The sequence below is a fragment of the Halostagnicola alkaliphila genome (assembly GCF_055379965.1).
This window is the reverse complement of record NZ_AP043826.1, coordinates 1,448,104-1,462,852: the sequence shown is the minus strand read 5'-3', so window position 1 is coordinate 1,462,852 and position 14,749 is coordinate 1,448,104. Positions and strand designations below refer to the sequence as shown.

10 protein-coding genes are annotated in these 14,749 nt (G+C 60.1%); 7 read left to right on the top strand and 3 right to left on the bottom strand.

Annotated features, from left to right (window positions below):
* The first annotated feature begins 49 nt into the window (after nt 1-49).
* The 5 genes from glpA (at nt 50) to ACZ5C7_RS12335 (ending at nt 8,044) form a co-directional block, all read left to right on the top strand.
* Nucleotides 50-1,897 carry an anaerobic glycerol-3-phosphate dehydrogenase subunit GlpA gene (gene glpA / locus ACZ5C7_RS12355; RefSeq protein WP_464376609.1) on the top strand — a complete coding sequence of 616 codons (1,848 nt, stop codon included), beginning with the start codon at nt 50-52 and terminating at the stop codon, nt 1,895-1,897.
* A 1-nt stretch (nt 1,898) separates the two neighbouring features.
* A complete protein-coding gene (glpB, locus tag ACZ5C7_RS12350) occupies nt 1,899-3,257 on the top strand; it encodes a glycerol-3-phosphate dehydrogenase subunit GlpB (protein WP_464378442.1) in 1,359 nt (452 codons plus the stop codon).
* A 109-nt stretch (nt 3,258-3,366) separates the two neighbouring features.
* The gene (locus ACZ5C7_RS12345; RefSeq protein ID WP_464376608.1) at nt 3,367-4,752 is read left to right on the top strand and encodes an anaerobic glycerol-3-phosphate dehydrogenase subunit C; all 1,386 of its coding nucleotides are present in this window, start codon (nt 3,367-3,369) and stop codon (nt 4,750-4,752) included.
* Nucleotides 4,752-5,900 carry a Cdc6/Cdc18 family protein gene (locus ACZ5C7_RS12340; protein ID WP_464376607.1) on the top strand — a complete coding sequence of 383 codons (1,149 nt, stop codon included), beginning with the start codon at nt 4,752-4,754 and terminating at the stop codon, nt 5,898-5,900. Before ACZ5C7_RS12345 ends, ACZ5C7_RS12340 begins: the two co-directional genes overlap by 1 nt.
* Nucleotides 5,901-5,962: 62 nt before the next feature.
* The gene (locus tag ACZ5C7_RS12335) at nt 5,963-8,044 is read left to right on the top strand and encodes a hypothetical protein (protein ID WP_464376606.1); all 2,082 of its coding nucleotides are present in this window, start codon (nt 5,963-5,965) and stop codon (nt 8,042-8,044) included.
* A 115-nt stretch (nt 8,045-8,159) separates the two neighbouring features.
* On the opposite strand, the gene ACZ5C7_RS12330 is transcribed toward ACZ5C7_RS12335, so the two are convergent.
* The 3 genes from ACZ5C7_RS12330 to ACZ5C7_RS12320 all read right to left on the bottom strand — a co-directional run bounded on the left by ACZ5C7_RS12330 (nt 8,160) and on the right by ACZ5C7_RS12320 (nt 12,610).
* Nucleotides 8,160-8,294 carry a DUF7503 family protein gene (locus ACZ5C7_RS12330; protein WP_464376605.1) on the bottom strand — a complete coding sequence of 45 codons (135 nt, stop codon included), beginning with the start codon at nt 8,292-8,294 and terminating at the stop codon, nt 8,160-8,162.
* Nucleotides 8,295-8,528: 234 nt separating this feature from the next.
* The gene (locus ACZ5C7_RS12325; RefSeq protein ID WP_464376604.1) at nt 8,529-9,458 is read right to left on the bottom strand and encodes a DUF368 domain-containing protein; all 930 of its coding nucleotides are present in this window, start codon (nt 9,456-9,458) and stop codon (nt 8,529-8,531) included.
* 92 nt (nt 9,459-9,550) lie between these two features.
* The gene (locus tag ACZ5C7_RS12320; protein WP_464376603.1) at nt 9,551-12,610 is read right to left on the bottom strand and encodes an oligosaccharyl transferase, archaeosortase A system-associated; all 3,060 of its coding nucleotides are present in this window, start codon (nt 12,608-12,610) and stop codon (nt 9,551-9,553) included.
* Between the two features lie 230 nt (nt 12,611-12,840).
* Here ACZ5C7_RS12320 and aglG point away from each other — a divergent pair, with 230 nt between their 5' ends.
* Together aglG and ACZ5C7_RS12310 are read left to right on the top strand one after the other, a co-directional pair.
* The gene (aglG, locus tag ACZ5C7_RS12315) at nt 12,841-13,782 is read left to right on the top strand and encodes a glucosyl-dolichyl phosphate glucuronosyltransferase (RefSeq protein ID WP_464376602.1); all 942 of its coding nucleotides are present in this window, start codon (nt 12,841-12,843) and stop codon (nt 13,780-13,782) included.
* Nucleotides 13,783-13,788: 6 nt separating this feature from the next.
* Nucleotides 13,789-14,736, top strand: a complete 948-nt coding sequence (locus ACZ5C7_RS12310) for a glycosyltransferase (RefSeq protein WP_464376601.1) — start codon at nt 13,789-13,791, stop codon at nt 14,734-14,736.
* Nucleotides 14,737-14,749 lie beyond the last annotated feature (13 nt).

Here is a 14,749-nt window from a genome sequence, read left to right as displayed (position 1 = left end):
GGAGCGTCGATAAAATAAAGAGGCCCCGGCCCAACTTGTTGGTGAAGGGATGGCACGCAATACGGCGGTTCTCGTTCTCGGCGGCGGCTCGACCGGCTGTGGGATCGCCAGGGATCTGGCTCGGCGCGGACTCGAGGTAACCCTCGTCGAGCGAGGAAATCTGACCGGCGGAACGACCGGTCGAATGCACGGACTCTTACACAGCGGGGGCCGGTACGCGGTTTCGGATCAGGCCAGCGCGACGGAGTGTATCGAAGAAAACGAAATCTTGCAAGACATCGCGGGCCACTGCGTCGAGATGACCGACGGCCTGTTCGTCCAGCGACCGGAGGATCCCGACGAGTACTTTCGAGAAAAACTCGAGGGGTGTCGCGAGTGCGGTATCCCCGCGGAAGTTCTCTCGGGTCGAGAAGCCCGCGAGGTCGAGCCGTATCTCGCGAGCGACGTCAAACGCGCGATCAAAGTTCCGGACGGGGCCGTGGATCCGTTCAGGCTCTGCGTCGCGAACGCGCTCGACGCCGAAAGACACGGCGCGCGCGTCGAAACGCACGCCGAAGTCGTCGACCTTCTCCGGGACGGCGACGACATCTACGGCGTCGAGGTGAAACACGACTCGGGACCCGGAAAACGGGTTCACAGCTCCCCCGGAACGACCGAGGAGATCACGGCCGACTACGTCGTCAACGCGACCGGCGCGTGGGCCGGACAGATCGGCGAGATGGCGAACCTCGAGGTCGCGGTTCGGCCCTCCAAGGGTGTGATGACGATCATGAACGTGCGGCAAGTCGACACCGTCATCAACCGGTGCCGACCGAAGGGAGACGCGGACATCGTCGTCCCCCACGAGACGACGGCAATTCTGGGGACGACCGACGAGGAAGTCGACGATCCCGACGACTACCCCGAAGAAGACTGGGAGGTCGACATGATGATCGACACGCTCTCGGAACTGCTCCCGATACTCGAGGGATCGCGAACGATCCGCTCGTTCTGGGGCGTTCGACCGCTCTACGAGCCGCCGGGTACCGGAACGCAGGATCCGACGGACATCACGCGGGACTTCTTCCTGCTCGATCACGCCGACAGGGACGGCGTTTCCGGCATGTCGACCATCGTCGGCGGTAAGTTCACCACCTACCGGGCGATGGCCGAGGAAATCTCCGATCACGTCTGCGAAAAACTCGGCGTACGCGCTTCCTGTGACACCGCCGACGAGGCGCTTCCGGGTAGCGAGAACCACGCGGAACTCGAGGACGCGATGGACGACTTCGGCCTCCGGTCGCCGGTCGCCCGTCGGAGCAAACAGCGACTCGGAAGTCGGTCCGCGGACGTTCTCGAGACCGACGATCCAAACCCGGTGATCTGTAACTGCGAAGGCGTGACGCGAGCGGAGATACAGGACGCGATAACCCAATCCGGCTCGGACCTCAACGCCGTTCGAATCCGGACTCGAGCCTCGATGGGGAACTGTCAGGGCGGCTTTTGCTGCCAGCAGATGGCCTGCGAGCTCCACCCCGAGTACGACGAGGAGACGACCCGGGCGGCCCTCGACGAACTCTTTCAGGAACGCTGGAAGGGCGAACGCCACGCCCTCTGGGGAGAGCAACTCTCCCAGGCGATGCTCAACTACTCCCTGCACGCGACGACGATGAACCGAGATAGGGATCCGGCGGGTAACGACGAGCAGGTTGCCTACGGCGCGTTCGACAGCGGGCCGGATACGGGGACCTCAAGTAGCGGTCCCGGCGGTGTTTCGGGCGACTCCGCGTACACCGATGGGGGTGACCGCCACGCCAACGGGGGCGACCGATACACCGACGGTGGTGACTGCGACACCGACGGCGGCGGCCGCTACACCAACGAGGGCAACCGCCGCACAGAAGGGGGCGATCGCTGAAATGGCGATCGAAGACGACGTGCTCGTCATCGGCGGCGGACTGGCCGGTGCGACGGCCGCGCTTTCGGCGGCCGAACACGACGCGACGGTTCGCCTCGTCAGTTACAAACAGAGCACGCTCCGTCACGCCAGCGGCCTCATCGACGTGCTGGGCTATCTGCCAGCGGGCGTCGCCGAGACTGACGGCGGACGGGAGGAGTCTGAAACGAACGAACCGCTGGTCGACCCGTTCGAGACCATCCCGTCCCTCCCCGACGGCCATCCGTACCAACGAGTCGGCCTCGAGACGGTTCGCGAGGCCCTGTTGTTTTTCGATTCGATAACCGGCGACGCCTACGCGGGCGAACACACCGACGCGAACGCGCTCGTTCCGACTCATGGCGGCACCGTCAAGCCGACCGCGCGGTATCCGACGACGACCGCCGCGGGCATCGCGAGCGACCCTCGAGACGCCCTCCTGGTCGGCTTCGAGACCCTCCCCGACTTCGACGCTCCGCTTGCTTCGGACCACCTCCAGGCGGCCGGGGTCCCCTTCGAGAGCCGAGGCGTTACGCTTTCGTTCCCCGGAATTAAGCGGTCGGATGCGAAAATCACTCGGTACGCACACATCCTCGAGCGGGACGAACCGGTCGATACGGGTGCCGGAGACGGTCCAGCGCGGGCAGCGCTCGCTCACGCGATCGGGAGGGAACTCGAGGACGAATCTCGGGTCGGACTCCCGGCGATTCTGGGAGACGAACACGCGAACACCGTTCGCCGCGATCTCGAGGAACGACTCGGCGTCGACGTCTTCGAGGTCCCCATGGGGCCGCCGAGCCTCCCCGGCGTTCGACTCGAGGAACTGCTGTACGACGCACTCGAGGAGGCGGGGGTTCGGGTAACGACGGGCGTTCCCGTCGTCGATTACGAAGCCGCGTCCGACGGCGAGTCGAGATCCGACCCGAAAATTGATCACGTGATCGTCGATCGGAAGGGACAGCGAGTCCCCTACCACGCAGACCAGTACGTGCTCGCGACGGGCGGACTGGTCGGCAAAGGCGTCCAATCGGATCGGGATCGAGTCTACGAACCGATTTTCGACTGTCACGTTGCCCACAGCGCGGATCGCTACGACTGGTTCGTCGAGGACGCCTTCGGCGAACAGCCCTTCGCTCAATTTGGGGTCTCGGTCGATCGGAAGTTACGACCGGTCGAGAGAATCGACGGGGCAACGTCAGGCGAGGTCGAGTTTTCGAACCTCCGGGCCGCGGGCGCGATACTGGGCGGGTTCGACGCCGCCGCGGAAAAATCCGCCAGCGGAGTTTCGCTGGCGACCGGATACGCCGCCGGGAGCCGTGCGGGCCGGGAGGCGAGCGAATGATGGTACTTCGATCAACGAACGAGTCGTTCGAGCGGTGCGGCCAACGGAACCGACGAACCAAACGCCGGCCACAGTCGTCGGCGACCGACGGACACACGACGGTGATTCGATGAGCGATGCACAACAGCCAACGGACGACGGATCGGGAAGCGACGAGTTCGAACCAGTACAGATATTTCCGGACTCCGAGGAGATGGATCTCCGACCGGGGGCCGACGACTGTTACAAGTGCTCGACCTGCGATACGAACTGTCCCGTCGCCGAGGTCGACGACGAGTTCCCCGGGCCGAAGTTTCAGGGACCGGAGCAATGGCGGCTCAAGCGACAGGACGACCACGACATCGACGAATCGGTGATGAAGTGTTCGAACTGCATGCGCTGTGATAACGCCTGCCCCTCCGAAGTACCCCTCTCGCAGATGCACAACACCGCTCGAGGCGAGTATGTCGAGGAGAACATGAGCAAATTCTCTCGGGAATACTGGCGAAATCGGCTCCTCTCGAACTACGGAGCGATGGCTCGCATCGGAAGTAAAGTACCCCGCCTCACAAACTTCGTGATGGGGTTGACAGTGACACAGGTCATAAACGAGAAGCTACTGGGGATCACGAGCGAACGGGAGTTTCCGTCGTTCGCGACGGAGACGTTCCGCGAGTGGTGGGAAAAACGAGGCAGGAACGAGGCCTCGAGGGAGAACGCTCGAGACGCCAGGGAGCGACGAGACGACTCGAGCGCCGACGAAAGCAAACGCGTCGCGTACTTCCACGGCTGTTACTCGAACTACAACACGCCCGAGGTCGGGAAGGCGATGGTTCGGGTGTTCGAACACTTCGGCTACGAGGTGCTGGTTCCGGAGCAACGGTGTTCGGGGACCCCGATGTACGCGAACGGAATGCTCGGCGACGCCGAACGCGCCGCCGAGACGAACGTCGAGGAACTCGCCTCGGCGATCAAAGACGGCGCTGACATCATCGCCTCCTGTACGTCGTGTTCGATGTCGCTCCGCCAGGAGTACCCCGAACTCTTCGACTTCGAGGACACCGAAACGGTCGCCGAACACACCTGGGAGGCCCTCGAGTTCCTCCGGATTCACGAGGACCTCGAGAGCGAACTCGAGACCGCGAGCGTCGACACGTCGAACTTTGCCTACCACGCACCGTGTCATGCACGAAATCAGGGCCTCGACGGCCAGACCGTCGAAGTGCTCTCAGCCATCGACGGCGTCGACGCACACGACGTCGGAGACTCGTGTTCGGGCATCTCCGGCACCTACGGCTGGAAGGAGGAGAACTACGAAACGTCGATGAAAATCGGCGAGGAGATGTTCGAGCACATGGAGGGAGCCGACGCCGAGTCCGGGATGACGGAGTGTCCGACCTGTGCGATGCAGATGGAACACGGGACCGGCTACGAGATCAAACACCCGCTCGAGGTGCTTTCGGCGGCGCTGGTCGACTCCGAAGGGGCCCAAGCGGGCGGAGGAGAAGCGGCGTAATGGATCTGCACGAACGCGTCGCCAGAAGACAGTCCGCACACAACGGCGGCCAGCTCGTCGTCGATCGAGCGTATCTCAGCCCCGCCGTCCACTCGCCGGAACCCGTCGGTCGGGGCTCCGTCCTCGAGCGCTGTCTGGACGTTCTCGAGCCGGTGTTCGACGGCGAGTTACCGCCACCGGTCGCAGTCGTCGGGCCGGCGGGGTCGGGGACCTCCGCGGTCGTTACAGCGTTGTTCGCGGAACTGAACGACACCTTCGGCGACTCCGGCCGGGTAATCGGAACGTCGACGCGAATGGAGCGAACCGGACCGACGACGTGGTTCCTCTATATCGACGGCCGTCGGGTCAAGACGCCGTTCGCGTTCTATCGCGAAGCCCTTTCGACGGTCACCGACGAGGCGGTTCCCGAAAGCGGAATTGGAACCGACGAACTTCGAGAACGCTTTGTGGCGAAACTCGACCGACCCAACCACCGCGCGGTCGTCGCCATTGATCACCACGACGAGCCCGAAACCCTCGAGTACGATCGCGTACTCGAACTGCTCGAACCCGTCAGCGACCACGTCGGAACCGCCGTGGTCGGCACGTGCGAGCCCGACGACTGGCACGGTTCGACGATAACAGTTCCGGCGTATCACCGGCACGAACTCGTCGATATACTGGCCGATCGGGCATCGGCCGGACTCGCCGCCAGCGCGGTGGATCACGATTCGATCCGCAACCTCGCCGATTGGGCGGACGGAAACGCTCACGATGCGCTCGCGGCCCTGTTCGTCGCAGCGGTCCTCGCAAACGAAGACGACGCAACGCAGATCCGGGATCTGAACCTCGAGGCGGCGATGGTGGACGTGCCAAGAGACGGTATCCATATCGATCGAGCGCTAGCATTGTCAAGTAGCCGTCAACAGGTACTACTCGATCTGTTGTCCGTTTCGGACGGATCAGAGCCGATTCGCGAGGTCGCACACGCTATCGAATCGGAGTCAGATGTAACCGCCAGTACGGCCACGCGATTCCTGTACGAACTCGCCGATCGGGGAGTTCTCGAGCGTGTTGGACTGACGTCGACGGGATCCGGGCGTCGTCCGAGCACGGTCGAACCGCGGTTTTCCCCCATCGCGTTTCGGTCACTCGTCACGGCGCGATGACGGCACAACTAGCGGTTATTTTTTGTAGTCTGCATACATTTGATAGATAGTGAAGAGGTAGCATGAGTATTGAATTTGAAGACACGACAGAACCAACCGGGCTCGAAGTATATGATTCGATCGAGCAAAGGCGACTACAGATTAAGACCTCCAAACCTATCTCTCCAACACCAGTACCGACGGAAAATTTTCATTTTCCCGTAGACAAATCTTGTAAATTTGAAACTACCGAACTCGTTTTTGATCAACTCTATTCTGTCACAACTCACGATGAAACGGGTCGAGCAAAACAGAATTTAGACGCGGGTGATTCGATCAGTTTCGGTGACGGGACGCAGTTCGTCGGTCTGAGTGGACCAATTAGACTGTACGTGCAACTTGATTGCTCGGCAACGATACAAGTGGGAATGAAGTCGATTCGAATATCCATCGATACCGAAACGGCCGTCGGGCTCGGTATGAGATCCCTCCACGAACACCCTGCCGAGACGATCACGACTCCCCGTGAGATAGAACCGATGATGAAAGCGGTGTCTGCGTTTCCTTCAGCGTTGAAAACGACGAGTCCAGAGCGGGCATGGCCAACACTCCGAGGACACCCTCCACTCATCAAACTCGGAGACGAACTACAGATACCGGACGGGATCGAACAACCCGACCACGACATTTGTATAACCGTTCCACCGGACTACCGGAACTTGTTCTACGCCGCCCCGCTCGCGTTCTATCTCGGAGCAACAGTTCGGCCAGGATCCGAGCCTACACTGGAAACAAACGAGTTCAACTATTCACTCGGACCGGAGCGCGAATTAGAAGACGAGTTCGCTCAACTGTTAAAACAGGTTTTCTTCCTCGACTGTTTGACCCGAACTGAGGGGATTTTCGGAAACAAACTTCACGAGCGAACGACGCTGGAGGGAGAGATTCCATTCGATCTCGCCGAAACATACTCGCTGTCCCTGTCCGAACAACTCGAACGGTATCTCGATATTCCGTACAACTGGATCGAACAGTATATCCCCCGATGGCCACTGACCGCCCATCTCCCATCTACCCCTTCTAACGTCGAACTGCTTCCGTTTATCGTCAACGAGCTTGGAATCGTCCGGGAAACTCGAGGAAATTCGAGACAGGGAATACCCCATCAGGATCCGACAAACACTCAATTCGTCCGTTCGGCGAGCGAGTACAGGACTGAAAATCCAGACCTGTCTAGGAGCGGCGAATCCTTCATTGCACCAGCCGTCACCGAGGAATCCATCGAACACGCGTGGTTCGGTGAGGATATTCCAGTCAGTGCCTCAAAAGCGTCGATCGAGGCATACCGTAGTCAATTATCTCGCGGGTCACTACGCGAATCGATCGAAATTTTACTCGTCTGTAACGATGCACGGATGACAGACGAACATGACTTTCTGGATCAAACCTACGGGAACCGCGAAACGCTTCCATTCGATATCGACTCCGAGTTCGGTGTCAGTACGGATCGGCTCGCAGAGCTGTTGACTGACGGTGGGTACGATTTCGTCCATTACATTGGCCACGCCACCGAGGATGGCATCAAATGCCTTGACGGGGATCTCGACGTGAGAACACTCGAGTCGGTTGATGTCGGGGTTTTCTTCCTGAACGCCTGTCGCTCGTACGAACAGGGACTTGCACTCACTCAACGTGGCGCATACGGCGGCGTGAGTACGTATAACGATGTCATAAATGAGTATGCCGTCGAAACTGGCGAAATGATGGCTCGATTGCTCAACCGAGGGTTTTCTCTCCGAGGCGCGCTCGAAATCACGCGAGAGAACTCGACGCTCGGTGACGAGTACCTCATCGTCGGCGACGGGTCCGTAGATATCGCTCAAACGGAGGGCGGTGCTCCATCGATTATTACGCTCGAAGAACACGACGATTCCGAGTTCGGGTTCGCATTACGGTCGTATTCGACGAAGGAATTCAAACTCGGATCGGTAACAGCATCTTCTCTCGAAGTTGTCGATGATTTGCACCTGAGTCCTGGCCATCCACCAGCTTCAAGAGTTGAAAAACCGCCGTTAGAAGAATACCTCACCTGGACGGAATTACCCGTTCTAATCGACGGCGACTTACGGTGGAATGACGGTATTGGGCCGCTCCCGATTAACTGAAGGCGATATTATTACGGCTTATATGGAATTGGCGAGAGTATAGAAAGATCCACAGGAACTTCTGAACCGGCAACGAAACATCTGCACTTCTCAAATTGTTTGTTATACTGAAGTATTACGGACCAACTTGCGTGTACGTTCCAGCGGCCACCGTCCCAACCTGGCTGAGGAACAACACGAGCGTGAACAGCGCGCCGATCATTCGTGGGTGCGATGCGAGGTAACTTTTCATGGATTCTGTTGCGGACATTGCATTCTGTACATAGTTACCATTGGTAATAAATTTATCTTATGTTACCAGAGATTTTTTATGTAAAATACATCCCTAAAAATATAAGTTCAGCGCGTTGCGAGAAGACAAATGCCAGCAGAGAGGCGATTGCCTCGCCTCATTTCCATCAGATTCGTACTTCGAATGCGAGGGAAACGAGTGAATCGGGCGCGCTCGCACAACAGAGAGTAGTAAGCTACCTCGTCGCTTCGTTCACGAATACTCGAGGTCGTCAGTGTGCCGATCGACGAGCAGTACCGCGAATCCGCCGATTACCGCGGCGAGCACAGCGGCGGTTGGCGATCCAGCAGTCGTCTCGCCGAGGTTAGTCAGCACCTCCTCGAGCGGCAGTCGAAGCGCTCCGACCATCAAACTGACGAGAAAGACGAGCGTCGCGGCGCGGTACCGATCAAGCGCGTGGCGAACGAGGTGAGCCATCGAAAACAGACCGATGACGGCACCGACACCGAAGACGGCGACGATACCGCCAGCATCGACGACGGGTGCGAGCGACTCGCCGTTGACCAGTCCGAGGACGCCGTCGACGAACGTGCTCAACACGCCGGTCATGTACTCGTACTGGCCGAGGATGAGGAGGAAGAAAGCACCCGACACACCGGGCAACACCATCGCACAGATCGCGACGGCACCTGCGAGGAATACCATCGGTAGGCCGTGAGACGCATCAGTTCCGGTGACCCCAGTAACGGCGAGCGCGATCAAGATTGCGACCGCACCGACGCCGACTCGCTTCGGCGTCCACGTCTCGATATTCCCGTAGAGGACGATCGCCGACGCGGCGATCAGTCCGAAGAAAAAGCCGTAGGTTGGCACCGGTAACGAGTTCACCGCGTAATTCATCACTCGGGAGAGAACCACGATCGCCGTCGAGATACCGAGTCCGAGCGCTAGCAAAAACACCGCATCCGTTCGCTCGACCAACTCGAGCAACGCCTCGCGTCCCTCCTGAGTGTGAACGCGAGCCGCCGGACCGAACTCCCGCGGATCGATCGCCGTGATCGCCCGGATCATCCGATCGTAGATGCCGACGATCAGCGCGATCGTTGCGCCAGAAACCCCCGGAACGACATCCGCCGCACCCATCGAGAACCCCTTGCAGTAGACGAGGAGAAATTCACGCATCGCTCGAGGGTATTCTAGGTGTCGGCAAAAGCGTTCTCACTCGCCTTCGGACGTGTCAAACGCAAAAGCGGATCAACTACCGCGGGCCGGGATTACTCCTCGTTACCGTCAGTCTCGTCGTCCTCGGCTTCATCGTCCTCTGCACCGGCTTCGGCGTCGGCGTCGGCTTCGGCGTCGTCCTCGGCGTCGGCTTCAGCCTCGTCAGTTTCGTCTTCGTCACCTGCGGATTCGTCGCCGTCATCTTCTTCTGGAAGGTCGTCATCCGCGTCCTCGCCTTCTTCGTCGTCAACTTCTTCGTCGTCGTCAGCTTCTTCGCCGTCCTCTACGTCGTCGGCTGGATCGCCGTCCTCGTCGTCTTCGGCCGGTTCGAATTCCACGCCGTCGACTTCTCCGCCTTCGACGACAGCCGTTTCGGAGACGTCGATTTCTCCGTAGTACTGGTGGACGTAATCCAGATTGCCTTCGGTGGACGTCACGGTGAGGTTGTAGTCGTCGAGCGCCTCGACGCTGCTGTCGGTGTAGCCGTCGTCGACGTCGAGTTCCTCTTCGGTCGCGTACGGCACCGTCAGCTCGAAGCTTCCGTCGTCTTCGATATCGGCTTCCTGCGCGTAGCCGACGGTTCGCTCGCCTTCGGTCTCGAGCTCGAGCGTCGCGGTGATCATCGCGCTATCGTCGCCGGCGAGCTCGTCGTCGTCGATGTTTCCGGTGATCGTCGCACCTTCGACGCGCTCGAAGGTTTTGACGCCGGAACCGATCTGCCCGCCGAAGGTCTCGACGTCGTACGGCGATTGCTGGTGAATCTGATTGAGTTCGTTGTCGAGCGCCTCTGTATACTCCAGGTTGACGCCCATCTGTGGCTGGCCGTCATCCATGAGGACCTCGTCGCCGTCCATGATGGCGTAACTGATGAACGTCGTCGTATCGATGTTGTTCTCGTGGACGAGCCGGTAGTTCTCTAACCCGTGGGCGTCGTCGAAGTACAGCTGCGAGAGCATCGTCTGGCCGTAGAGCGTCTCGTCGATGAAGTCGTCGTCCTCGAGGTCGTCGGCGGTGATGGTCTCGCCCTCCTCGTAGTCCGCCGGGAGCGAGTACGCCTGTTGGTCGGGGCCGGTCCACTGCGTGATCGCACCGAACTTGCCGCCAGCCATCGAGCCGTCGATCATCACGTAGCGCATCTCCTCGTCGCCCGCGTCGACTTCCTCGAGGGCGGCCTCGAGTTCCTCGTCGGAGACGTCTTCCCAGTCGACGTCCGCGTCGTCTCTAATCGCGTCGAGGATCATCTCGCCGCGTTCTTCCGAGTCGGCGGTAAGGTACGCCGAGGAAGAACGAGCGTTTTGCTGGAACGGGTTCGAGTGTGGAATCCGCTCGGCCTGGGTCGTTATCAGGTGGCCGTAGTCCCACCACGACATAACCCCGTACGCTCCCTCGGGGTACTGATAGTCACCGCCCTCGGGATAATCGTAGGTGCCGTAGTAGTCGAGTTCGCTGGCGTTGTCCGCACCGCCGTAGTTACCCGGTTCGGGCGTGTTCTCTGCGAGCCACTCGTTCGACGGCTGCCAGATCATCGAATCGGAATGGGGCTGTGGGCCCGGGTTCTCCGGTTCGCTCGCGGTGAGCGTCCAGACGCCGCCGCCTGCGGCGAGTGGAATCGACGCGAAGACGACCAGTACGACCATTCCGATAGCGATCACCTGGTAGGTTTCGATCTGTCTGACGCTCTCGAGGCCTGCCTCGAGATCGAGATTAATGATCCGGCCGATATCCGCGATGAACACCGCGTTGAGCACGGCAACTGCGAGAACGAGATAGTAAGAGAATCGAACCTGCGTCGCGGCCATACTCGTCAGGAATATCGCCCAGACGATCACGAGCGTGTGTTCGGCGCGGAACTCGCGACCGAAGTACGGCCTCGCGATGAGGAACGCGATGCCGAGCAACATCGTGTAGAAGGCCGCTCCGAACTCGTTGAAGACGTGCGTCGAGAGGAAGTCGTCCGGCCGTTGGGCTTCCTGAATCGTCGCATCTGTGTCGACGCCGCCGAACGGGAATAGCCGTCGAACGAGGTTGTCGTAGATCGTATCGAAGAGTTCCGGAAGCGCCACTGCCATGGTGAGGAACGCGACCAGAATCAACCCGCCGATCGCCGCCGGGTAATACATTCGTTCGATATTTCGGTTGTTCCACTGGCGTGCTAGCCAGGCCATGAACACACAGCCGACTCCGACCAACAGCGCGGCGGTCGGCTGGACGTAGCCGAAACTCGTCGCGCTGGAGCTCCACTCTTCGATGAGCAACGCCGTAATCAGTGCGGTGACGCCCATGCTCACGGCGCCGACGTAGGCGACGTGATCGGGCGAAACGCCGCGAACGTAATCGAGACAGAGCTGAACGGTAAAGAAAATTGCGAGGATACCGACGAGGACGACGCCCGGCGGCCAGACCCAAATGTAGAGTGCGAGTGCGAGCCCCGCGAGCGCGCTGTAGATCGTCGGCGCTTTGAGCGTCTCCCAGTCCTTGTCGAGCAACAGTTCGTAGATCGGTTGCTCTCGTTCGCTGGCCCGAAGCGCGACCATCATCGCCAGCACGGCGATCGCCATGAACAACACTTCGGCGACGTGGTGTTGCAGTTGGCCGACCGTGGTTCGGCTGAGGAACTGGCCGGGGACGAGCGCGAGAATAACGATCGAGACGATGCCGCCGAACGTCCCGCCGAGCCGTCGTCCCATGAAGAAAACGGGGATCGCGACGAGCGCGGCCATCACTGGAACGGACAGTATGGCGACGGTAAAGAGCGTCTCAGAAGAAGGGTCACCGAGGCCGACGATCATCGCCGCCGTAACGATGATCTGGTCGAACAAGGTGCCGAACTGGCCGACGTACCGTCCGGACGGAAACCCGGTAAATACGTCGAACGGCATCGTATTCGGATAATTTTCCGATGTCCACTCGATCGTCCGCCAGTGATAATACGAGTCGATACCACCAAGCATCGGCGTGCCGTCTTCGTACGTGAAGTTATCCTGGGGCCGAACCCGGACCCAGTACATAAACAGCATCACAATCCCGATAACGGGAAGATGATACCACTGCTTCAACGTCTCGAGGAAGGAGGACTCCGTTTCCTCTCCGACGCGTTCGGTGTCGGTACTCATTCACTTGGAACTGTCCCAAGCCAAGAATAAGCTTTGTCATCTACTCGTCGACTCAACTATCGGATTATTCGATCTATTGAGGAGTATCTCCGGCGGATACGCTGTGTTATCAGTTGGACGGCAAATCACGCAATCAGTACGGTACGCGTCGACTCCCCGTTTCGGCGGAACCGACACTCACGGCAGCCGAACGAAAAGGCTTATTCGCCGTTCACCGCAACCGACCAGCGATGAAGGTCTCCGTCGTCATTTGCACGTACGCGATGGAGCGCTACGACGTCTTTTCCGAATGCGTCGACAGCGTCCTCGCACAGACGTACGACCCCCTCGAGACCGTGATCGTCGTCGACGGAAACGAGGATGTCTTCGAGCGCGTCGAGAACGATTACGGGGGACACGAGGGCGTTACCCTGCACTGTAACGACGAGAACCAGGGCATCTCCTACAGCCGAACGAAAGGTGCCGAACTCTCCGACGGCGAGGTCGTCGCGTTCATCGACGACGACGCCGTCGCCGAACCCGACTGGATCGACGAACTCACTCGAGTTTACGAGGAAACCGACGCAAACGCCGTCGGCGGCCACGTTGCGGCCGACTGGGTGACCGAAAAGCCCGATTTCTTCCCCGCGGAGTTCTACTGGCTCGTCGGCTGTGACGAGCGCGGAATGGGCGAGCACATGGAGGAGTTGCGAAACACGTACGGTTCGAACATTTCCTATCGACGGGACATCTTCTTGAACGTCGGCGGCTACGACCAGAACACCGGCCGGAAAGGCGACAGGCACATTCAGGCCCACGAAGCCCCAGTTTGCATCCGAATCGCAAACAAGTACGGAACCGGCGTGATCTACAACACGGACGCCGTCGTCCACCACAAGCTCTTCGACTACCGCGGCGAGTTTCGCTGGCTCGTCTTCCGCTCGTTCTGGCAGGGGTACTCGAAACGAATCATGGACCTGCTCCTCCCCGAGGCGTCGGGCGATAAAAACGACTACCTGAAACAGCTCATGCTCGGGTTCGTGCCAGCACGACTCAAGAGCCTCCTCGCTGGCCCGTCGCTTCCGAAGGTCAAACAGCTCGTCGCGATTTTCGTCTTCACCGCGGCCGTCGGCTTTGGCTACCTGTACGGACTCTCGAAATCGAACTCGTCGCTGATCGGCGAGGAGTCCTGATCGACGATGCCCTCAAATCGTCCGCTTCGAGTCCTCCACCTAACGACCTCGCGGGAGGTGTTTTTCGACCAGCAGATCGAGACCCTCGAGGCCAAGGGCGTCGACACGACGGTCGTCGTGGTTCCGGGCGAAGACCAGATCGACGGCGACATGGGAAGCGGTCGGGGGGCGTGGGAGTACATCGAATTTCTCCCGCGCGTGCGGCGAGCGCTTCGGGACGGCGACTACGACGTGATTCACGCGAATTACGGACTTACCGCCCCCTACGCGATCACCCAGCTGTCGCTTCCCGTCGTCCTCACGCTGTGGGGATCCGACGTCGTCGGCTTCGACGGCCGGGTAACGAAGGCCTGCGCCTGGCGCTGTGACGCGATCACCGTTCGAAGCGAGGAGATGCGCGAACTGCTGGGCCGCGCTGCTCACATCCTCCCGAGCGGCATCGACCTCGAGCGCTTCGAACCGATGGATCGAGCCCAAGCCCGCGAGCGAGTCGGCTGGGAGCCGGACAAAAGGCAAGTTCTGTTTCCGTACTCCCCCGCGTACGAGCGCAAAAACTATCCCCTGGCCGAGCGCGTCGTCGAGGGCGCTCGAGCGCGCCTCGAAGACGATATCGAACTGCAGACTATCTCCGGGGTCGATCACGAGGAAGTCCCCGTCTACATGAACGCCGCCGACGCCCTATTGCTCACCTCGAAACACGAGGGCTCGCCGAACACGGTCAAAGAGGCGATGGCCTGCGATCTGCCGGTCGTCTCGACCGCCGTCGGCGACGTGCGCACGCGACTCGAGGACGTTTCGCCCTCGGGCGTCGGCGAAACCGAGGATGAACTGATCGATCACCTCGTCTCAGTTCTCGAGGCAGAAGCGCGCTCGAACGGTCGCGAGGAAGTTCGAGAAGTCAGCTGGGATCGGATCGGAGATCGAATTCTCGATATTTACGCCGACGTGCTCTGAGCGAGACGTCGGC

Coding starts and splice junctions, on each gene's coding strand:
- ACZ5C7_RS12345 (WP_464376608.1), top strand. CDS start 3,367: ATGAGCGATGCACAACAGCCAACGGACGACGGATCGGGAAGCGACGAG.
- ACZ5C7_RS12335 (WP_464376606.1), top strand. CDS start 5,963: ATGAGTATTGAATTTGAAGACACGACAGAACCAACCGGGCTCGAAGTA.
- ACZ5C7_RS12310 (WP_464376601.1), top strand. CDS start 13,789: ATGCCCTCAAATCGTCCGCTTCGAGTCCTCCACCTAACGACCTCGCGG.
- aglG (WP_464376602.1), top strand. CDS start 12,841: ATGAAGGTCTCCGTCGTCATTTGCACGTACGCGATGGAGCGCTACGAC.
- glpA (WP_464376609.1), top strand. CDS start 50: ATGGCACGCAATACGGCGGTTCTCGTTCTCGGCGGCGGCTCGACCGGC.
- ACZ5C7_RS12330 (WP_464376605.1), bottom strand. CDS start 8,294: ATGTCCGCAACAGAATCCATGAAAAGTTACCTCGCATCGCACCCACGA.
- glpB (WP_464378442.1), top strand. CDS start 1,899: ATGGCGATCGAAGACGACGTGCTCGTCATCGGCGGCGGACTGGCCGGT.
- ACZ5C7_RS12325 (WP_464376604.1), bottom strand. CDS start 9,458: ATGCGTGAATTTCTCCTCGTCTACTGCAAGGGGTTCTCGATGGGTGCG.
- ACZ5C7_RS12340 (WP_464376607.1), top strand. CDS start 4,752: ATGGATCTGCACGAACGCGTCGCCAGAAGACAGTCCGCACACAACGGC.
- ACZ5C7_RS12320 (WP_464376603.1), bottom strand. CDS start 12,610: ATGAGTACCGACACCGAACGCGTCGGAGAGGAAACGGAGTCCTCCTTC.